Below are 19,169 nucleotides of genomic sequence, written 5' to 3'. Positions count from 1 at the left end.
GAAGCGCGCTGCGGCGCAGCTCGAATCGGTCACGCGCGGGCGAGGGGCACGCGGGCCGGCGGCGCCACGTCCTGCCAGTGGCCCACCAGCTCGCGGTAGGTGGGCGAGCGGCGCAGCAGCTCGTCGTGGGTGCCGACGAGCGGCCGGTCGCCGTCGAACACGAGCACCCGGCGGGCCCGGGTCGCCGAGCTGATCCGGTGCGCGATCACGACCAGCGTGCCGGGGCGGCGGGCGAAGGCGCGCTCTACGGTCGCCTCCAGCCTCGGGTCCAGGTGGCACGTGGCCTCGTCGAGGATCACCAGCGGCGCGGGGGCGAGGTAGGCCCGGACCGCGGCGACGAGCTGCCGTTCCCCGGCGGACAGGGCGCCGGGGTCGATCTCGGCGGCGAGGCCCCCGAGGCGGGTCACGAGGGGGCGCGCCCCGAGGGCGTCCACCGCGGCCGCGACGGTCGCGTCGTCCACCTCCGGGTGCAGGTAGCGCAGGTTGTCGCCGAGGGTGCCGCTGCGCACGTACGCCTCCTGCGGCACCAGCACCCGCAGCCGGGCCAGCGCGTCCGGCGCGGCGGTGGCCACGGGCGTGCCGGCCAGGTGCACCGTGCCGGACTCCGCCGGCACCAGCCCCGCGACCAGGGCGGCCAGGGTGGACTTGCCGGCGCCGCTGGGCCCCACCACGGCGAGGTGCTCGCCGTCGGCCACGGTCAGGGTGAAGTCGGCCAGGACGGGCCGGGCGTGCGGGCCGTACCGGAAAGTGAGCCCGCGCACCCGCACGGCCGGCGCGCCGGGGCCGGCGGGGCGCGGCGCCGGGCCGATGAGCGCCGCCGGGCGCGGGGCCGGCCCGGACGGCGGGCAGGTGCGCAGGATCCGGTCCAGGGTGACGGCGTAGCGCAGCCCGCCGCCACCCACCCCCTGCACGACCGCGTGCAGCGCGGGTTGCAGGCCGGTGGTGACGTAGACCAGCGCGCCGAGCACGGCGCCGGTGCTGAGCCCCTGCCGCACCAGCCACGGCGCGGCCAGCAACAGCACCACCACCGGCAACCAGCCGCCCAGCCCGAGGCTGAGGCTGCGCAGCGCCGCCATCCGCGCGAGGGTCCGCTCGGCGTCGGCCTGCGCGGTGACCCGCCAGTCGACCCCGGTCACCACCCGGTCCTGCGCGCCGCAGGCGACCACGTCGCGGTGCCCGGCCAGCGCGGACGCCGCCGCCCGACCGAGTTCCTCGCCGGCGGTCACCTGGGCCCGCTGGTGCGCCACCATCGCCGGCAGCGCGGCCGCGAACACGGCCAGCCCGAGCACCAGCGGCGCGGCCACCGCGCCCGCCAGCGGCGGCGCCAGGGCGAGCAGGCCGAGCAGCGCCGCGCCGGCGGTGAACAGGAACCCGCGGACCACCAGCAGCAGCCCGCCGAAGGTGTCCCGGACGACCTCCACCTGGTGGGTCAGCCGGGCCACGGCGGCGCTGTCGGGCCGGCCGCCGGCCCGGGTGGCGTCGCGCAGCGCGGCCTGCACCACGCGGGCGGCCAGCTCGTCGCGGAACGGCTCCACCACGGCCCCGAGGCTGCGGTACACCTGCCCGGTGGCGGCCGCGCCGACCAGCACGGCCGCGGCGAGCCCCGCCAGCCAGGCCAGGCCGGTGGCGAACTGGCCGGCCAGGAAGCCCCGGTCGACCGCGCGGGCCACCAGCAGCCCGCTGAGCAGCGCCGGCAGGGACTCGGCCACCGACCAGGCGGCGAGCCGGCCCAGCGCCCGACGGCGGGCCCGCAACGCCGCCCAGGTCGTGCGGCGTACGCCGCTCACCGGGCGTCACCGCCGGGCGCGAAGACGGCCCGGTAGTCCGGGTCGGCCCACAGCCGCCGGTGCGGCGCGAGGGCCCGCAACCGGCCACCGTCGAGCCAGGCGACGAGGTCGGCCGCCGCCGCCGTCGTCGCGCGGTGGGTCACCACGAGCCGGGTACGGCCACCGGCCCCGTCGGCCACCGCCCGCGCGATGCGGTGTTCGGTGGCGGTGTCCAGGCTGGACGTCGCGTCGTCCAGGATCAGCAGCCGTTCGGCGGGGAACGCGCGGGCCAGCCCCAGCCGCTGCGCCTCACCCCCGGACAGCGGCGCGTCCGCCAGCGGGGTGCGGAAGCCCTCGGGCAGCCGGGCGACGACGTCGGCGACCTGCGCCGCCCGCGCCGCGGCCAGCACCGGCGCCGTGGCCGGGGCGTCGTCGGCGGGCGGGCGCGCCGACTCCTCGGGCAGGGCGAGCCCGATCGCGTCGTGCACCGTCTCGCCGACCAGGACCGGCCGGTCGAAGGCGTGCCCGACGGCCCGGCGCAGCGCCGCCGGACTCAACCGGCGCAGGGGCGTCCCGTCGAGCAGCACGTCCCCGGCGTCCGGGTCGTGCAGCCGGCCGGCCACGGCGGCGAGGGTCGACTTGCCGGCGCCGGAGCGCCCGACGACGGCCACGGTGGCACCGGGCGGGACGGTCAGGTCGACCCCGGCGAGGACCGCCCGCCCGTCCTCGGCGCGGACGCCGACGCCGCGCAGCCGCAGCTCGCCGCGCCCGGGCGGCAGCGGGTCGGTGCCGTCGCGGCGTGCCGGGTGGGCCAGCGGCTCCGCGATGCGGCCCGCCGCCGCGCGGGCGCGGACCAGCCGGTTGAGGGTGGCCAGCACCGCGCCGAGCCCGGCGCCGAGGGCGGCGTACTGGACCGCGGCGACCAGTTGACCGGGGGTGAGCCAGCCGGCCGTGAGCGCGTACCCGCCGACGGCCACGACGGCCACCTGCAGCAGCGGGCCGACGGCGGCGGTGCGGGCGCTCGCCCGGGCCAGCAGCCGCCAGCCGAGCAGCCCGTACCCGCGCAGCTCCGGCAGGGCCGCCAGCACCCGGTCGCGTTCCCGGTCGGCGGTGGCCGCGGCGGCGATGGTGCGGGCGCCGCCGAGCGCCTCCAGCAGCCGGCCGGCGATGGCGCCCAGCACCCGCTGGTATCCGCCGACGGCGGCGGAGGCGTCGGTGACGAAGGCGCGCATGAGCACCGCGAGCAGGGCCAGCCCGCCGAGGAGGGTGACGCCGAGCAGCGGCTCGATCAGGGTGAGCGCCACGACGCTGCCGACCGGGGGGAGCAGGGCGACGACGCCCAGCACCACGGCGGTGCCGGCCTGCCCGGCGTCGGCGGCCTGGCCGACGAGCCGGCCCACCAGGTCACCCACCGGGTACCGGCGGACGGTGCGCACGTCGCAGGCGAACAGGTGGCGCAGCAGCCGCCGGCGCAGCAGGGCGGTGGCCCGGGCCGCGCCGTAGCCGCCGGCGAGGTCGGCGAGGACGTCGGTGACCATGAGTGCGGCGACCAGGACGCAGGCGGCGGCCGGCCACCAGGAGCCGTCGCCGCGCACGGCGGCGTCGACGGCGAGCCCGAGCGTCGCCGGAAGCGCCAGTTCGGCGGCCGCGCCGGTGAGCGCGACCGCCCCGAGCAGGACCGTCCAGCCGCCGCCGTCGCGGACCACCCGGCGCAGCAGCCGGTCGGAGCCGGTCAGCGTCGGCATCGGACCTCCCACGAAGACGTGCGGCCCTGGGCGGATACGTCTACCCGCCCAGGGCCTCGCGTGCGACCTGATCAGTTGCAGGTCGTGACGGACAGCGAGCTGTCGCCGCAGAGCAGCAGGCTCGCCCGGCTGCCGCCGCCGGTGCGGTCGGCGGGGGCCATCTCCAGGCCCTGAAGGTCCAGAAGCGCCATGTCGTGTCACCTCCTTCCGTGCTGGTCGGTCGGGTCGGTCGCCCTCGCATCGGCGAGGGAGTCGGGGGCGCCCGTCAGCGGGGCGAGGAACGGCAGGCCCACCGGCGCGTCGTGCCGCGCGGCGGCGAGTGCCAGCAGCACGCCGGCGGTGCCGGTACCGAGGTCCATGGACAGCCGCAGCAGCTGCTCGCCGGGGAACGCGGTGCCGTCCCGGTACGGCAGGGCGTGCCAGGCCAGGCGCTGCACCTGCGTCGCCAGCTCCCGCCGCAGCCCCGGGTCGTCGGGGTACGCCGCGAGGTAGGCGACGATGCCCGCCCGGCCGGCGAACAGGCCCGACTGCGCGTAGAACGGGGACCGGGCGGCGCGGCGCACGCCGGCGCTCGCCTCGGCGAAGCGCTCGTCGGCGCGGTGGCGCAGGTACTGGTCGAGCACCAGCCCGATGCCGACGCTGCCCTGCCCGAGGTAGGGCATGGTGCGCCAGCCCTCGTTGACCTCCAGCGCGCCGTCGGGGCGGACCACGCAGCGGCGCAGGTCCTGACGCAGGGCGGTGGCGGCGTGCTCCAGCAGGGCCTGCTCGCCGGTCAGCTCGTGCAGCCGTACCAGCAGCAGCGCCGGCCCGCTCCGGCCGCGCAACAGCCCGGCGTACGGGTGCCGCCCGCCGCTGACGTCCGGTCCCGGGTCGTCGCCGAGCTGATCGACGACCCGCTCGGCGACCCGCCAGGCCGCGTCGCGCAGGGCCGTCTCGCCGGTGCGCCCGGCCAGCTCGGCGAGGTTGAGCGCGATCCCGGACAGGCCGCCCGCGAGGCTGTGGTCGAGTCCGTCGACCGGCTGCCGCAGGCAGATGTCGAGCACGTCGAGGGCGTCCTGCCGGCGGCCGAGCAGCTCCAGGGCGTACGCGACGCCGTGCAGGCCGTCGTAGAAGCCGCACCGGGTGCCGGCGGCGGGCGACGTGGCCCGGCGTACCAGCCACTGCTCGTGCTCGGGCCAGCGTCCGGCCCCGCTGACGTGCAGGGCGTACAGGACGCCGGCGGCGCCGTGGGCGAGGTTCAGCCCGCCGCTGCGGAACTGTTCGATGTCGCCGGGGAAGAGCCGGTCGTCGCGCTCGATGGTCGCGCTGGCGAGGATCGCCCGGGCGAGCCGCTCCCGGTGGGCGGGGCCGACGTCGACGGTGAGGTCCGCCGCCGGTTCGTCGGCCGGCGCGCCGGCGGGGGCGCCGGTGATCTCCCGCACGGCGGCGTCGAGGAGTTCCCTCGGCACCGGGAAGTGCGCGGCGATCACGTCGGCGAGGTGCGCGGCCTTGGCCGGCGCCAGCCGGACCAGCTGGGTCAGCGGCAGGAACAGCGCCAGCCGCAGGCAGGCCAGGGCGTACCGGTCGACGGCGGGACCGGTGCGGTCCCGGGGCGCGGCGAAGCCCTGGTTGCGCAGGCCCGGCCGGCGGTGCCCCTCGATCGGGGCGGCGACCTCGAAGTCGACCAGCGCGATCCGGTCGTCCGGGCGGACCATGACGTTGAACAGGTGCAGGTCGCCGTAGACGAGGCCGCGCTCGTGGATGGCGTGCACGACCTCCTCGACCTGCCGGTGCACGTCCAGCGCCCACCGGGTGTAGTCGGCGCGGTCGGCGTCCGTGGCGTCGGCGTCGATCAGCGGGTACCGGTCGACCAGGACCTTGTTCAGCGCGCGGCCCTCGATGAACTCCAGCGCGAGGAACCGGTGCTCGCCGAGGGCGAACTCGTCGTGCACCCGGGGCACCTGCGGCAGGTCGGCGAGCCGGCGCAGCGCCTCGGCCTCCCGGGCCAGCCGGGCGACGGCGTCGGTGCCGTCGGCGTCCAGGCCGGCGTGCGGCCGGGCCTCCTTCAGCACCACCTGCGTGTCGGTGCGCAGGTCGCGGCCGACGTAGAGGCCGCCGCCGTTGGAGAAGTGGATGACCTTCTCGATGCGGTACGGCACCTCGTCGGTGCTGGTGGCGTTGCGGGCGGCCAGGTGCGGGCCCAGGAAGTCGGGCAGCGTCACCCAGGACGGCACGTGGAAGACGGGGTCGCGGCGGTCGGGCACCAGGGTGCCGGTGTCGTCCTCGATCGCCGGGACCACCTGCCCGTCGGGGGAGTGGCAGTAGCGGGCGGCGAAGCCGCCGTAGCGCACGTACACCGGGCCGGCGCCGTGGCGCAGGTCGCTCAGGATGTACGGGCCGGGTTCGCCGGCGAGCAGCTCGTCGAGCTCCTTGCAGACCAGCTCCAGCTCCGCGTCGTCGCGGGGGTAGACGGTGACGAACTTGCCGCTGGCCGCGCGGGAGGCGTACTTGGAGTTGCGCAGCAGCAGGGTGCGGGGGCCGCGGAGGAACTTGAACGACAGCCCCCGCGGGACGCAGTAGTCCCAGACCGTGTCCAGCACCCGCTCGGCGTTGTCCAGGGTCGCCGACACGTGGATCTTCCAGCCCTGCTGGGGCAGCGTGCCGCCCTGGGGGGCGTAGATGAGCCAGTCGTCGAGCGGCTCCGAGCGCCAGCCGTCGGGCACCGGTCGCCGGGCCGCCGCGAAGGTGGGCTGCTCCACCGCGCTGCCGAGCGAGTCGTAGAACAGCCGGTCGGCGGCGCAGTAGCTGTCGTAGCGATCGTCCACCGTGACCACTCCCTCCGCTGTTCGGTCGAGCCCTCGGCCCTGCTGGCGGATATGAGTCTGTCCGTTCGGGCCATGGCGCTTCCAGTGCGATCAGTCATGACGATGGATGCGTGCCGCACGGCCGGCCGTGACAAATGTCAGGTGCGCCGGCAGGCCCGCCGGCCTCGCGGGTGCCGGCGGGCCCCCGTCGTCCGGGCCGGGGCGGGCGGTGCGACCGCGCTGGTCGGTGGCGGTACGGTGCTCGCCGTGACCGCAGACGATCACCCCTCCGCCACCGGCGGACCCGTCGCCGTGCTGGCCAACCCGACGGCGGGGCGCGGCCGGCACCGGGGACTCCTGCCGCAGGTCCTGCACCGGCTGGCGGCCGCCGGTCGGCCGGTACGCCTGCTGCACGCGGGCAGCGCCGACGAGGCCGAGGCGGCGAGCCACGCGGCGGTCGGCGACGGCGCGTGCGCCCTGGTCGCGGTGGGCGGCGACGGCACGGTGCACCGCGCGTTGCAGGCGGTCGCCGGCACGGCGGTGCCGTTCGGGCCGGTGCCGGCCGGCACCGGCAACGACTTCGCGGTCGACACCGGTTTCCCGGCCGACCCGCTCGCCGCCGCCGACGTGATCGCGGCTGCGCTGCGCGGCGGCCGCACCCACCCGGTGGACCTGGCGCGGATGACGGGCCCCGACGGCGTGCGCCGCTGGTACGGCGCGGTCCTCGCGGCCGGTTTCGACGCGATCGTCAACGAGCGGGCCAACCGGATGCGCTGGCCCCGCGGCCCGCGCCGCTACGACCTGGCGATCCTGGTGGAGCTGGCCCGGCTGCGTCCGCGCCGCTACACGCTGCGGCTCGACGGGGTGACGCACGAGGTGGACGCCGTGCTGGTGGCGGTGGGCAACTGCGCCAGCTACGGCGGCGGAATGCGGATCTGTCCCGACGCGGACCCCACCGACGGGCTGCTCGACGTGGTGGTGGGCGGGCGGTTCGACCGGCGCACCCTGATGCGGGTCAAGCCGCGCATCTACCGGGGCACCCACGTCGGGCACCCGCTGGTCCGCAGCTACCGCGCCCGCACGGTCGAGCTGGTCGCCGAGGGCATCACCACGTACGCCGACGGCGAGCGCGCCCTGGGCCTCCCGCTGACCGTCACCGCCGTCCCCGCCGCCGTGCGCCTGCTGCGCTGACCGCGCCGGGCCTCCCGGTCGCGTCACCGTCCGCGGTGACGCGACCGGCGTCCGTCAGGGACTGACGGTGCGGATGATGCGGTCGAGCCACTCCGCGAGGAGGGCGCGTTCGGCGGCGGTGAGGTCGGTGGCCAGGTCGTCGAGGGCGGCGCGCAGGGCCACCGCGTGCCGGACCGGGCGGCCGGCGCGGGAGGTCGCGCGGGCGGCGGGGGAGTCGGTGACCAGCGCGCCGAGCACCGCCTCCCGGGTCCGGGCCGACAGGGCGGCGTCGCGCTGCTGCGGGGGCGTGCGGATCAGGGCGAGGGTGACCCCGCAGGCCGTGGCGTGCAGCATGTCCGTCGCCTCGTCGACGCCCGTGCGCAGCCGGCCCGCCTCGGCCACCCGGTGCACGAGCTGCCGCAGGATGTCGGCCGCGACCCGGGCCGCCGTCGTGGTCTCGCCGGGGCGCGGATCGCCGTACATCAGGGCGTGGAAGGCGGGGTTGGCCACGCCGAAGCCGACGTGCATGTCCCAGCCCCGGCGCAGGTCGTCGACCGGGTCGCCGGCGAGGTCCCGGGCCGCCTCGGCGTGCAGGTACGCGGCGAACCCGTAGCTGGCCGCCGCGTCCAGCAGGCCGCGCATGTCGCCGAACTGTCGGTAGATGGTCGGCGCCTGCACGCCCGCCGCCCGGCTCACGGCGCGGGTGGAGACCGCCTCCCGCCCGCCCTCGGCGAGCAGGGCGGCGGCGGCCCGCACGATCCGGTCCCGGGGCGACGTCTCGGTGATCATGACAGCGACGATAACGCCCTCACGTTAGCGCCGTTGGTTAACGTTGCTGTCGGTGTGCCGTTAGCGCTGCTTCTCGACGCCGGCCACGTCCAGCACGGCGCCCAGCCCGTTCGCCCGGCCCGCCTCGGCGGCCGGCAGCACCAGCACCGCGCACCCCGCCGCCACCGCGCCCGCGTCCGCCGGGGTGTCGCCCACCATCAGCGCGCGCTCCGGGTCGACGCCGAGCATGCCGCAGGCGCGCAGGAAGATCCCCGGGTCCGGCTTGCAGCGCCCCACCTCGTACGACAGGACGAAGGCGTCGACCAGGTCGGCCAGCCCCCACGCCGCGAAGATCGGCCGGATGTCGAAGCCGATGTTGCTGACCACGGCCACCGGGACGCCCGCGGCGCGCAGGGCGGCCATGGTCGGCGCGGTGTCCGGGTAGGGCACCCAGCCCTCGGGGACCAGCACCCGCTCGTAGAGCGCCTCGGCGAACCCCTCGATGCCCGCGTCGACCGTCTCGGCGAGCCCGGTGTAGGCGCCCCGGTGGGCGTGCGGGTAGAGATCCCGGTCGGCCCACAGCTCGGCCAGCCGGGGCGGCACCCGCGCCGGCGGCGGACCGCCCGCCCGGCCGGCCGTCAGCAGCCGGTCGGCCAGCGCGGTGGCGCGCATCCGCTCCAGCGTCACCCCGCAGGAGGCCGCGGCGGCGAGCACCCAGTCGCGGGGCTCCTCCACCTGCGCCAGCGTGCCGTGGAAGTCGAACAGGACCGCCTCCACCCGGCGGCGGGACGGGCCGGGGCCGACGGCGTCGTCGGCGCCGGGTGGGGCGTGGGGCGGTTCGGCATGGTCCGGCACGTCGTGCACCCTACCGACCACCTCCGACCGGGCTGTCGGTTGGCCTTGTCACGTGGCCACCGACGGCACGCATTAATCTTGGGGACATGTCGAGCCCCGCCGAGCGGTACGCCGCGGCGCGCCGCCGGGCCGCGCAGGCCTCACAGTTCCCGGCCCTCGAAGAGTTCGCCCTCGACCTGGGGTTCGATCTCGACGACTTCCAGCGGGAGGCGTGCCAGGCCCTCGAACGCGGCAGCGGCGTGCTGGTCTGCGCCCCGACCGGCGCCGGCAAGACCGTGGTCGGCGAGTTCGCCGTACACCTGGCGTTGCGCGGCGCGCCGGCGCGCGACGCCGCCGCGGGCGACGCGGTGGCGTCCGCCGGCGGCGACGAGGTCGCCCCGGCCGCGCCCCGGCGGCGCAAGTGCTTCTACACCACCCCGATCAAGGCGCTGTCGAACCAGAAGTACCACGACCTGGTCGACCGCTACGGCGCCGAGCAGGTCGGGCTGCTCACCGGCGACAACGCCATCAACGGCGACGCCCCCGTGGTGGTGATGACCACCGAGGTGCTGCGCAACATGCTCTACGCCGGCTCGGCCACCCTCGAGGGCCTGGCGTACGTGGTGATGGACGAGGTGCACTACCTCGCCGACCGGTTCCGCGGCGGGGTGTGGGAAGAGGTGATCATCCACCTGCCCGCCTCGGTCACCCTGGTCTCCCTGTCGGCGACCGTGTCCAACGCCGAGGAGTTCGCCGACTGGCTGGTCACCGTGCGCGGCGAGACCGCCGTGGTGGTCAGCGAGCACCGCCCGGTGCCGCTGTGGCAGCACATGCTGGTCGGCAAGCGGATGTTCGACCTGTTCCACGACGCCGACGCCGCCCGCAAGCACGACGTGCATCCCGAGCTGCTGCGCTACACCCGCGACACCATGCGCCGGCTGGAGCTGGGCGAGGGGCGCAGCGCCGGCCCCGGCGCCGGGCGGCGCGGGCCACGCTGGCGCGGCCCGATGCGCCCCGACATCGTCGACCGGCTCGACCGCGAGGGCCTGCTCCCGGCGATCCTGTTCATCTTCAGCCGCGCCGGCTGCGCCGCCGCCGTGCAGCAGTGCCTCGCCGCCGGCCTGCGGCTCACCTCACCCGAGGAGCGGGCGGAGATCCGCCGGGTCGTCGAGTCGCGGGTCACCGCCATCCCCGGCGAGGACCTGTCGGTGCTCGGCTACTGGGAGTGGCTCGACGGCCTGGAGCGCGGGCTGGCCGCCCACCACGCCGGCATGCTGCCGGTGTTCAAGGAGGTCGTCGAGGAGCTCTTCGTCCGGGGCCTGGTCAAGGCCGTCTTCGCCACCGAGACGCTCGCCCTGGGCATCAACATGCCGGCCCGCTGCGTCGTGCTGGAGCGCCTCGTCAAGTACAACGGCGAGGCGCACGTCGACCTGACCCCGGGGGAGTACACCCAGCTCACCGGCCGCGCCGGCCGGCGCGGCATCGACGTCGAGGGGCACGCCGTCGTCGTCTGGTCCCCGGAGACCGACCCCCGGCACGTGGCCGGCCTCGCCTCCACCCGCACCTACCCGCTGCGCTCCAGCTTCCGGCCGTCGTACAACATGGCGGTCAACCTGGTCGGCACGGTCGGCGCCGAGCCGGCCCGGGCGCTGCTGGAGTCCTCGTTCGCGCAGTTCCAGGCGGACCGCTCGGTGGTCGGCCTGGCCCGCCAGGTGCAGCGCAACACCGAGACCATCGAGGCGTACGGCGCGGAGGCGGCCTGCCACCACGGCGACTTCGACGAGTACTTCGCGCTGCGGGTGGCAATCGCCGACCGGGAGCGCGTCATGGCCCGGCAGGGGCAGAGCCAGCGCAAGGCCGCCGCGGTGGCCTCGCTGGAGCGGCTGCGCGTCGGCGACGTGATCCGGGTGCCGTCGGGCCGGCGCGCCGGGCTGGCGGTCGTGCTCGACCCGGCCACCGGCGGCTTCGGCGAGCCCCGGCCGCTGGTGCTCACCCAGGACCGGTGGGCCGGCCGGGTCAGCCCCGGCGACTTCACCACCCCCGCCGAGGTGCTGGCGCGCATCCGGGTGCCGAAGCACTTCAACCACCGCTCCCCGGCCGCCCGGCGGGACCTGGCCGCCGAGGTCAGCGGCACCGGGTTGGACCGGCACGGCGGTCGCCGGGGCGGCCGGTCGCGGCAGGCGGTCGGCGAGGACCACCGGCTCAGCCAGCTCCGCGCCGAGCTGCGTCGGCACCCCTGCCACGCCTGCCCCGACCGCGAGGAGCACGCCCGCTGGGCGGAGCGGCGCCGCCGCCTGGAGAAGGACACGGAGGAGCTGCGGCAGCGGGTGGCCGGCCGCACCGGTTCGCTGGCCCGTACGTTCGACCGGATCGTCGCGCTGCTCACCGCCCGCGGCTACCTCGCCCCCGACGGCGCGGTGACCGACGCCGGCCGGATGCTCGGGCGGATCTGGACGGAGGCGGACCTGCTCGTCGCCGAGTGCCTGCGCCGGGGGGTGTGGGACGGGCTCTCCCCGAGCGAGCTGGCCGCCGCCGTGTCGGTGGTGGTCTTCGAGGCCCGCCGCGACGTCGACGAGCGGGCGTCGCTGCCGCGCGGCCCCGTCGCCGAGGCGGTCGACGAGACGCTCAAGCTGTGGAGCGAGATCGAGGCCGACGAGGCGGCCCGCGGCCTGGCGGTCACCCGCGAGCCGGACCTCGGCTTCGCCTGGCCGATCTACCGGTGGGCCCGGGGCGAGGCCCTGGCGAAGGTGCTCGCGAGCGGCCACGAGATCGACGGCGAGATGCCGGCCGGCGACTTCGTCCGGTGGGCCCGGCAGGTGGTCGACCTGCTCGGTCAGCTCGCCGACTCCGGCGGCGCGTCGACGGAGCTGAGGTCCACCGCCCGACAGGCGATCGCCGCGGTCAACCGGGGCGTGCTGGCATACCACGCCCCGGCCTGACCGTCACCGCTCGCGTCGGCGGACCGGATCCGTCATCGCGACGGCATCCCCCGAGTTGTCCGGGGGATGCCGTCGGATCTAGTGAGTGCCTCCGCAGGTCCTGCTCAGTCGAGCGCCGACTCGCCGCCGGGGTAGGCGAAGGACGCGCGCGGTGAGTAGAAGCCCCAGACGATGTCGAGCGGCTCGGCGGGGCGCAGGGCGTAGACCGGGTGCTCGGGTGCCAGGAACTCCACCGACTCGATCTCGAAGGGGTCGACCGGCTCCGCCACGAAGGGGTAGTTCCCGCTCAGCAGCGTGCCGTCGAGCCGGGTGAGGTAGCGGAGCTGCCCGCGGTTCACGGCATCACCGGTGCGGCCGACCCGGGCCGTCGTGCGGATCACCGGTACGCCGTCCGCCTCCGTGGTGGCGACCAGCCGATGCCCCGTCACCTCGATCGTGGTGGTGCCGGCGCTCGCCGGCACGCCCCGCGCGGTGGCGTAGTCGCGGACCACCGGGCTGGAGTTGACGTAGTGCGTCCACCAGCGGCCGGGGGTCACCCCGTCCGGGGCGTCGACTCCGGACAGGTCCGGACCGAGGTACGTCAGCGAGTAGGCGCCGAAGCCGGAGGTCTGCACGGCGTCGTCGACGACGTACTGGTTCATGAAGACCTGCCGGTTCGGGGCCGGCTCGAGGCCCTCCGGCACCAGCGCGGCAACCGCGTCGGGGTCGGCCGGTACCCAGCCGAAATAGATCATCCGGCTGTTCACCACGAGCTGCGGTGCGGCGAGCTCAGTCATGAGGCTCCTTCCACGCATCCGATCGGTGGCTACGACGCTACGTGGCGCGCACCGCGCAGACACCGACGGATTGGCGACACCGGCAGCGCCGGCAACGGTCGCACCGGCTGCGCCGGCGCGATGCTGCACGCGCTGACCACTGACGGGTGGCCTACGCCGAGATTTGCGACGACGACAAAGCCGCCACCGCTACCGGCGGCAAACCGCCCGTCACCAGGTTGACCAACGTCCCTGGGCAGTGCACCTAGCGCGCATTCTTGTCGGCGATCAGGGCGGCATGCAGCCGCTCGTACGTCGGAGCCAATCGGCGCAGTCCGGCCGCGAGCTCCACGTCGTCGCCCGACACGAGCGGACCCTGCAGGCCACCGACGATACGGGCCTGCTCCGCGGCGACGGCCGCGCCCACGTCGAGGCCGAGGAGCGACAGGCAAGCCGACAGGTCGTTGAGGCGGCGGGCCCCTACCCGCACCGCGAACGCCTGCCACAGCATCCTGATCTCGGGATCCAGCCCTTCCTCCACCAGTTCGGCCGTACGCTCGGCGGCCTCGGCCTGCCCCAGCGTGCCGGGAGGGACCTCCACGTCCTTCCGTCCTGCCAGCCAGGCCAGCCCGGTGGGCAGGGAGCGCCGCAACGCCTCCTCGGGGCTGACCTGCTTGCGCCGGGTGAACCCGTGCCGCATCCGGAACGGCCGCTCCAGGTAGGGGATCAACTCCCCGCGCCACGCCTCGGCGAAGGCGTCGACCGGCAGCGTGGCGTACGGGTAGCCCTGCGGGTCGTGCACGAGCACGGTATCGCCGCCCACCTCCAGCACCACCACGTAGTGGTCGGCGCCGACCGCCTTGCCCGACCCAGGTTGGTAGGACAGCAGACCGAGTTCAAGCGGCCCGGCCAGCACCGGGCCGTCCTGGCAGGCTCGGCGCAGCCGGTCGAGCGCCGCTGCCGCCGTCCCGCCGTCCGCGCGCTCGCACTCCCAGCCGAGCAGGCCAATCGCGGCGTCGACCCCGATCTCGGGGTCCCAGCCGAACGCGTCGAACAGTGGTAGCCGACCGCCGATGAGCTGCATCCCGTACGGGGAGCCCGTCAGCACCTCGATCACGGCCGGAGGCGGCGCCTCGCCGCCCAGGACCATTGAAAGGGAATTGGCGTAGCAGTACGGTCCGGAGCCGACATAGGTGGCAGACATGCCTCGCAGCGTGCCGCCTGACACGGTGTCAGGGGCAAGCCGGTTTGCGTCTGCCTCGTAACGGGCCCTCGACTCGAGGTCACCGGTGACACTGCTGTGCCGGCGTGCGCCAGGCATCACGGCTCCAGGTGGGTGAGGTTGAGTTGGGCCAGCCGGTCGGGGTCGGACAGGATGTCGATCGTGGCGATCCTGCTGTCGGAGATAGTGAAGTTCATGACGGAGATCACCTGGTCGTCGATGGTGTTGACCAGGCCGGCGAGCCCGTTGATGAGCGCCGGGTGGGTGGTGGCGCTGGTGGCCATGCGCTGGAAGGTGGCGGCCTGTCCGGCCACGGCCGCGGCGCCGCGGATGACCTTCATGCCGCCGGTGAGCACGCCGCCGTCGGCGCGCAGCACCACGTCAGGGTCGAGGATGGCCAGCAGCGCGTCGAAGTCGCCGCCACGTGCGGCGGCCAGGAACGCGTCCACCACCCGACGCTGACCGGTCAGATCAGGGTCAGGGTTCGGGGTCGCGCCGCGGACTCGCTGGCGCGCCCGGCTGGCGAGTTTCTTGGCCGCCACGGGTGTGCGGTCCACGATGGGCGCGATCTGCTCGAACGGTAGACCGAACATGTCATGAAGCACGAACGCCAGCCGTTCGGCCGGGGTCAGGGACTCCAGCACGACCAGCAGCGCCAGCCCCACCGAGTCGGCCAGCAGCACTTCCTGCTCCGGGTCGGCGGCATCCGCGCGGCTGATTACCGGATCGGGCAGGCGCTCCTCCAGCGGTTCCTCGCGCCGGGACTTGCGGGCGCGGAGCATGTCCAGGCACACCCGGCCGACCACGGTGGTCAGCCAGCCGCCGAGATTGTCGATGTCACCCGAGTCCGAGCGTGCCAGCCGCAGCCATGCCTCTTGGACCGCGTCCTCGGCCTCGCTCAGCGAGCCGAGCATGCGGTAGGCGACCGTCTCCAGATGGGTTCGGTGCCCCTGGAACTGGCTGGCCAGCTCGTCATGGGGTGTCACTTGCATTCCTCTCATGTCAGCCACGTCAGACTGCTGACGCATCAAAGCAGTGAAAGGTGACCGCAAACGCACACGGTCACCTTTGCTCCAGGCCATCCGTCATGCCGGCGATCAACACTCACTTACGAAGGGTTGCCGACGATGAGCAGGATGGATGTCCGCGGAACGGTCACGGACGGCTTCGAACCGGTGCGCGAAGCGTTCGCCGCGGTGGTGGCCGAGCAGGACGGCCAGGCGGGGTCGCAGCTGGCCGTGTACGCGCACGGCCAGCGGGTGGTCGACCTGTGGGCCGGGGACGAGGTGAGCGGTGACACGCTGACCGGGGTCTACTCCTCCACCAAGGGTGCCGCGACGCTGGTGGCGGCGCTGCTGGTGCAGGAGGGTGTTCTCGATCTCGACGAGCCGGTGGCCCGGCGATGGCCGGAGTTCGCCGCGGCCGGCAAGGATGGGATCACGCTGCGGGACGTGCTGACTCACCGCTCCGGCGTCATCGGCGTCGACGGCGGGCTGTCGGCAGCCGAGTTGGCCGACGACGCGGTGATCGCGCGCCGCCTGGTTGGGCAGCGGCCGTACTGGCGTCCAGGTTCGGCCTACGGCTATGGCGGGTTCGTCTCGTTCGCCATGGTCAACGAGGTGATCCGGCGGGTGACCGGCCAATCGCTGCAGCAGGTCTACGACGAGCGCATCCGGACCCCGTACGGGCTGGACCTCTACCTGGGGCTGCCCGCAACTGAGGAGGAGCGGTTCCGGCCGATCCAGTGGTGGACGGCAACGCCGGAACAGGAGGCCGCGTTCTGGTCGGACCTGCCCGGCCCGCACAGCATCCTCGGCGTCGGCTACGGGCTCAACAGCACGCCGCCGCTGGACCAGGCCGCCTTCGCCAACACCCGCGTCGTCCGCGCGTCCGGCCAGGCGTCGGCCGGTGGGGTGGGCAGCGCACGCGGCCTGGCCGGCCTGTACGCGGCGGCCGTATGGGGCACCGACGGACGCCCTCCGCTGCTCAAACCGGACACCGTCGGGGAGTTCTCCATGCTGCACTCCACCGGCGGCGACCTGGTCCGCGGTGACCAGGGCAACTACACGCTCGGGTTCCAGGCCAAGGGCCTGCGGTACGGGTTCCTCAGCGCGAACGCGTTCGGTCACGACGGCTCCGCCGGTTCGGAGTCCTTCGCCGATCCCCGCACCGGCATCGCGTTCGGCTACACCCGCCGCCGATTCGGCTTCGGCTGGTCCTACCCCGAGCACGACCGGCTCGCCGCCGCCGTCCATCGCGCCGCCACCGCCGCCTGAGAAGCTGGCATGACCTCGCATTCCGATACCCGCGACACTCGCCTGGCCCTGCTGGTGATCGCCGCCGCGCAGTTGCTGATGGTGATGGACGGCACCATCGTCACCGTGGGCCTGCCCGTCATCGGAACCGGGCTCGGCATCGCCGAGGCCGACCTAGACTGGGTGCTCACCGCCTACGCCCTGGCCTTCGGTGGCCTGCTGCTCGCCGGCGGTCGCGCCGGCGACGTGTTCGGCCGCCGAAGGATGTTCCGCGCCGGACTGGTCGTCTTCCTGGCCGCCTCCCTGCTTGGCGGCCTGGCCGGCAACGGGACCGTGCTGATAGCCGCCCGCGTCCTGCAGGGCGTCGGCGCCGCGATCGTCGCCCCGGCCGCGCTGTCCCTGCTGGCCGACACCTTCCCCGCCGGACCGGCTCGCAACAAGGCGCTCGGCGTCTACGGCGCCATGGGCGGCCTGGGCTCGGTTGCCGGCCTGCTGCTGGGCGGCGCGCTCACCGAGTACTGGGGTTGGCGATGGATCATGTTCGTCAACATCCCCATCGCGCTGCTGGTCCTGGCCGGGACATTCGCCGTGGTGCCCGGCACCCGCGAGCGCGGCGGCCTCGACCTGCCCGGAGCGGGCACGGTGACGTTCGCCCTCGGTGCGCTGGTGTACGCGATCAACCGGGCCGGCTCGCATGGTGCCGGCGACGGACTCACCGTGACCTTCGGCGCGATCGCCGTGGCGCTGCTCGTGGTGTTCGCGTTCATCCAGCGCAGCGCGCGCCGCCCGATGCTGCCGTCAGGCGTCCTGGCCGACCGCGGCAGGCTCGGCGCGAATCTGGTCATGCTGCTCATGGGCGCCGGGCAGCTGGCTACCTTCTACTTCCTCACCCTGTACATGCAGACGATCAAGCAGTACTCGCCCATGATCACCGGCATGGCTTATCTGCCGTTCGCCATAGGCATCGGTCTCGGCTCCGGCGTCATCGGCCCCAGACTGCAGGCCCGCACCTCCACGCGGGTCGTCCTGGCGACCGGGATGGCGGTGGCCGCCGCGGCGATGGGCTGGTTCAGCCTGCTGACCCCGGACCAGAACCCCCTGCTCGTGTTGCTGCCCGCGCAGCTCGCCGGCGGCATCGGCCTGGGCATCGGCTTCGTCGCAGCCACCATCGGCGGCGTCCAGGGTGTCGCATCGCGCGAGTCGGGCATCGCCTCCGGCCTGGTCAACACCAGCCAGCAGATCGGCGGCGCCCTGGGCCTGGCCGTCCTAGCTGGCATCGCCGTCACCGCCACCACGAGCCAACCGGCGGGCACTCCCCTGCACGACGCGCTCACCAGCGGCTACACCGTCGGCATGCTCGGCGGGGGCGGCTTCTACCTGGCGGCGATCCTTGCCGCCGTCCTCCTCCTGCGGCCCCGGCCCACGAACCGGGACAGCGAGCCCACACCGGCGACTTTCGGCAGCACGCCCGGATGAATCGACCGCCTCATCGGTCACCTTCGCCCCATGGCATCCGTCAGAGCAGTGATCCACCACTTGAGACCAGAAGGGAACCCCCTTGACCATCACCGAGTCGCGCCTGCCTAACCCCGCCGTGCTCGTCCCCGAGCTCAAGGACATCGGCGGCGCCCTGTACAAGGCAACCGGGAACGGCACGATCCCGCAGATCACCATCAGCCTGGTCCAGCTGCGCGCCGGTCAGATCGCCGGCAGTACCTACCTGACCGTCCTGCACACCAGCAACCTCCGCAAGGCCGGCGCCACCGAGGAAAGCATCACCGCCGTGGCCTCCTGGCGGGACGCGCCCTACTTCACCGACGCCGAACGCATCGCGCTGGAACTGGTCGAATCCGTGCTCACACCGAACCCCTCCGGCGAGCGCGTCCCCGACGAGCTCTACGCCCGGGCGTCCGAGCAGTACGACGACAAGGCGCTCGCCACGCTCATCATGGCCATCGGCCAAGTCTGCTTCTTCCTTCCGCTGGCACTCATCGGCAAGCCTCTGCCGGGTGTGTCGCCCGCGGAGCAGTGGAGGCCGTAACGCCCAAGAATGCCCAGGGTGAGGACGCGGAACGCCGGCCCCCGGTCGCGTCGAGCAACCCGTACCTCGCCCGGTTTGAGGCCAGATCGGGGCCGGGCCCAGGCCACGGACCCAGGCGGGCTCGCTCGCCCACCCGACATCGGGTCCAGGTTCGTCAAGGACACTCACATTCCGAGGAGAAACGGATCATGCACGCGCGAATGGCCAATCCGGCCTACCTGGTGCCGGACGCGGGACACGCGATCGGGGCTCTCATGCGGGCCGTGCAGCACGACATGGAGCAGGGCGTTGTCCCGGCGGCGACGCTGATGCTGGCCGCCATGCGCGGTAGTCAGATCAACGGCGGCAGCGCCTGTCTGTACGCCGACGCAGCCGAGGCCAGAAAGGCCGGGGTCACCGACGACCAGCTGATCACGGTGGCGGCATGGCGGCAGTCGCCGTACTTCACCGACGCCGAACGGGCTGCCCTCGCGCTGGCCGAAGCGGCAACCCGTATGAACGACCAGTCCGACGACGCCGTCCCCGACGCGGTCTGGGACGAACTTGTCGAGCACTACGACGAACGACAGCGCGCCACCCTGATCCTGTGGATGGCCACCAGCAACCTCTTCAACACCATCAACAACATGATCAAAGATCCTGCCGGCACCACCTGGAACTAGCCGGGTCCGTCCTCCTGCACGGCTGCCCCCTCGGGTAGCCGTGCAGGGGCGGGCTCGAAAGCTGGCATGGGCGCTGACATCCCGCGACAGCAAGGGGGAGCTGTGCCACAGCGGCACAGCGTCCTCCCCGCGCCCTCGGCGATCTCCGGGGCTCCCTGCGCCGTGCTCCGGACCATCAAACAGGTGGCGCTCAACCAGCCGTCGCGGGCAGGTCGTCGAAGGGGCGCAG

15 protein-coding genes are annotated in these 19,169 nt (G+C 74.5%); 6 read left to right on the top strand and 9 right to left on the bottom strand.

Annotated features, from left to right (window positions below; translation table 11 throughout):
* Positions 1-29: 29 nt before the first annotated feature.
* The 4 genes from ACSNOB_RS04755 to lanKC form a co-directional block, all read right to left on the bottom strand.
* A complete protein-coding gene (locus tag ACSNOB_RS04755; RefSeq protein WP_436685333.1) occupies positions 30-1,787 on the bottom strand; it encodes an ATP-binding cassette domain-containing protein in 1,758 nt (585 codons plus the stop codon).
* Positions 1,784-3,511 (bottom strand): ATP-binding cassette domain-containing protein, encoded by a 1,728-nt coding sequence (locus ACSNOB_RS04750; protein ID WP_436685332.1) that lies wholly within the window; start codon positions 3,509-3,511, stop codon positions 1,784-1,786. The genes ACSNOB_RS04755 and ACSNOB_RS04750 overlap by 4 nt, the downstream gene beginning before the upstream one ends.
* Before the next feature lie 71 nt (positions 3,512-3,582).
* Positions 3,583-3,702: a SapB/AmfS family lanthipeptide gene (locus ACSNOB_RS04745; RefSeq protein ID WP_013734295.1), complete on the bottom strand. Its 120-nt coding sequence runs from the start codon at positions 3,700-3,702 to the stop codon at positions 3,583-3,585.
* A gap of 6 nt (positions 3,703-3,708) precedes the next feature.
* Complete coding sequence (lanKC, locus tag ACSNOB_RS04740; RefSeq protein ID WP_436685331.1) at positions 3,709-6,315, bottom strand: class III lanthionine synthetase LanKC; 2,607 nt, start codon at positions 6,313-6,315, stop codon at positions 3,709-3,711.
* 237 nt (positions 6,316-6,552) lie between these two features.
* Here lanKC and ACSNOB_RS04735 point away from each other — a divergent pair, with 237 nt between their 5' ends.
* Positions 6,553-7,485, top strand: coding sequence for a diacylglycerol kinase (locus ACSNOB_RS04735; RefSeq protein WP_436685330.1), 933 nt, complete (start codon positions 6,553-6,555; stop codon positions 7,483-7,485).
* A gap of 54 nt (positions 7,486-7,539) precedes the next feature.
* Here ACSNOB_RS04735 and ACSNOB_RS04730 read toward each other — a convergent pair whose 3' ends face one another.
* Positions 7,540-8,253, bottom strand: a complete 714-nt coding sequence (locus ACSNOB_RS04730) for a TetR family transcriptional regulator (RefSeq protein WP_436685329.1) — start codon at positions 8,251-8,253, stop codon at positions 7,540-7,542.
* Positions 8,254-8,313: 60 nt separating this feature from the next.
* Positions 8,314-9,087: an HAD family hydrolase gene (locus tag ACSNOB_RS04725; RefSeq protein WP_436685328.1), complete on the bottom strand. Its 774-nt coding sequence runs from the start codon at positions 9,085-9,087 to the stop codon at positions 8,314-8,316.
* A gap of 86 nt (positions 9,088-9,173) precedes the next feature.
* Between ACSNOB_RS04725 and ACSNOB_RS04720 the strand changes: the two genes are divergently transcribed.
* Positions 9,174-12,005 carry a DEAD/DEAH box helicase gene (locus tag ACSNOB_RS04720; protein WP_436685327.1) on the top strand — a complete coding sequence of 944 codons (2,832 nt, stop codon included), beginning with the start codon at positions 9,174-9,176 and terminating at the stop codon, positions 12,003-12,005.
* A 104-nt stretch (positions 12,006-12,109) separates the two neighbouring features.
* Here ACSNOB_RS04720 and ACSNOB_RS04715 read toward each other — a convergent pair whose 3' ends face one another.
* The 3 genes from ACSNOB_RS04715 to sigJ all read right to left on the bottom strand — a co-directional run bounded on the left by ACSNOB_RS04715 (position 12,110) and on the right by sigJ (position 15,010).
* Entirely contained in the window at positions 12,110-12,781 is a 672-nt protein-coding gene (locus tag ACSNOB_RS04715) for a hypothetical protein (protein WP_436685326.1), read from the bottom strand.
* A 244-nt stretch (positions 12,782-13,025) separates the two neighbouring features.
* A complete protein-coding gene (locus ACSNOB_RS04710) occupies positions 13,026-13,964 on the bottom strand; it encodes a hypothetical protein (protein WP_436685325.1) in 939 nt (312 codons plus the stop codon).
* 116 nt (positions 13,965-14,080) lie between these two features.
* Complete coding sequence (sigJ, locus tag ACSNOB_RS04705; protein ID WP_436685403.1) at positions 14,081-15,010, bottom strand: RNA polymerase sigma factor SigJ; 930 nt, start codon at positions 15,008-15,010, stop codon at positions 14,081-14,083.
* 99 nt (positions 15,011-15,109) lie between these two features.
* Here sigJ and ACSNOB_RS04700 point away from each other — a divergent pair, with 99 nt between their 5' ends.
* From ACSNOB_RS04700 to ACSNOB_RS04685, 4 genes are all read left to right on the top strand, one after another.
* Positions 15,110-16,258, top strand: coding sequence for a serine hydrolase domain-containing protein (locus ACSNOB_RS04700; RefSeq protein WP_436685324.1), 1,149 nt, complete (start codon positions 15,110-15,112; stop codon positions 16,256-16,258).
* A gap of 9 nt (positions 16,259-16,267) precedes the next feature.
* The gene (locus ACSNOB_RS04695) at positions 16,268-17,713 is read left to right on the top strand and encodes an MFS transporter (RefSeq protein ID WP_436685323.1); all 1,446 of its coding nucleotides are present in this window, start codon (positions 16,268-16,270) and stop codon (positions 17,711-17,713) included.
* Positions 17,714-17,795: 82 nt separating this feature from the next.
* On the top strand, positions 17,796-18,278 hold the full coding sequence (locus tag ACSNOB_RS04690; RefSeq protein WP_436685322.1) for a carboxymuconolactone decarboxylase family protein: 483 nt from the start codon (positions 17,796-17,798) through the stop codon (positions 18,276-18,278).
* 188 nt (positions 18,279-18,466) lie between these two features.
* Positions 18,467-18,940 (top strand): carboxymuconolactone decarboxylase family protein, encoded by a 474-nt coding sequence (locus ACSNOB_RS04685; RefSeq protein WP_436685321.1) that lies wholly within the window; start codon positions 18,467-18,469, stop codon positions 18,938-18,940.
* Positions 18,941-19,169 lie beyond the last annotated feature (229 nt).

Source organism: Micromonospora sp. URMC 106 (genome assembly GCF_051386395.1).
Lineage (GTDB): Bacteria > Actinomycetota > Actinomycetes > Mycobacteriales > Micromonosporaceae > Micromonospora.
This window is presented reverse-complemented; position numbering and strand designations above follow the sequence as displayed.

What these genes read in the sequence shown, in the direction of transcription:
- ACSNOB_RS04750 (WP_436685332.1), bottom strand. Translation starts at nt 3,511, where the DNA reads ATGCCGACGCTGACCGGCTCCGACCGGCTGCTGCGCCGGGTGGTCCGC.
- ACSNOB_RS04745 (WP_013734295.1), bottom strand. Translation starts at nt 3,702, where the DNA reads ATGGCGCTTCTGGACCTTCAGGGCCTGGAGATGGCCCCCGCCGACCGC.
- ACSNOB_RS04730 (WP_436685329.1), bottom strand. Translation starts at nt 8,253, where the DNA reads ATGATCACCGAGACGTCGCCCCGGGACCGGATCGTGCGGGCCGCCGCC.
- ACSNOB_RS04720 (WP_436685327.1), top strand. Translation starts at nt 9,174, where the DNA reads ATGTCGAGCCCCGCCGAGCGGTACGCCGCGGCGCGCCGCCGGGCCGCG.
- ACSNOB_RS04715 (WP_436685326.1), bottom strand. Translation starts at nt 12,781, where the DNA reads ATGACTGAGCTCGCCGCACCGCAGCTCGTGGTGAACAGCCGGATGATC.
- ACSNOB_RS04710 (WP_436685325.1), bottom strand. Translation starts at nt 13,964, where the DNA reads ATGTCTGCCACCTATGTCGGCTCCGGACCGTACTGCTACGCCAATTCC.
- sigJ (WP_436685403.1), bottom strand. Translation starts at nt 15,010, where the DNA reads ATGCGTCAGCAGTCTGACGTGGCTGACATGAGAGGAATGCAAGTGACA.
- ACSNOB_RS04700 (WP_436685324.1), top strand. Translation starts at nt 15,110, where the DNA reads ATGAGCAGGATGGATGTCCGCGGAACGGTCACGGACGGCTTCGAACCG.
- ACSNOB_RS04695 (WP_436685323.1), top strand. Translation starts at nt 16,268, where the DNA reads ATGACCTCGCATTCCGATACCCGCGACACTCGCCTGGCCCTGCTGGTG.
- ACSNOB_RS04685 (WP_436685321.1), top strand. Translation starts at nt 18,467, where the DNA reads ATGCACGCGCGAATGGCCAATCCGGCCTACCTGGTGCCGGACGCGGGA.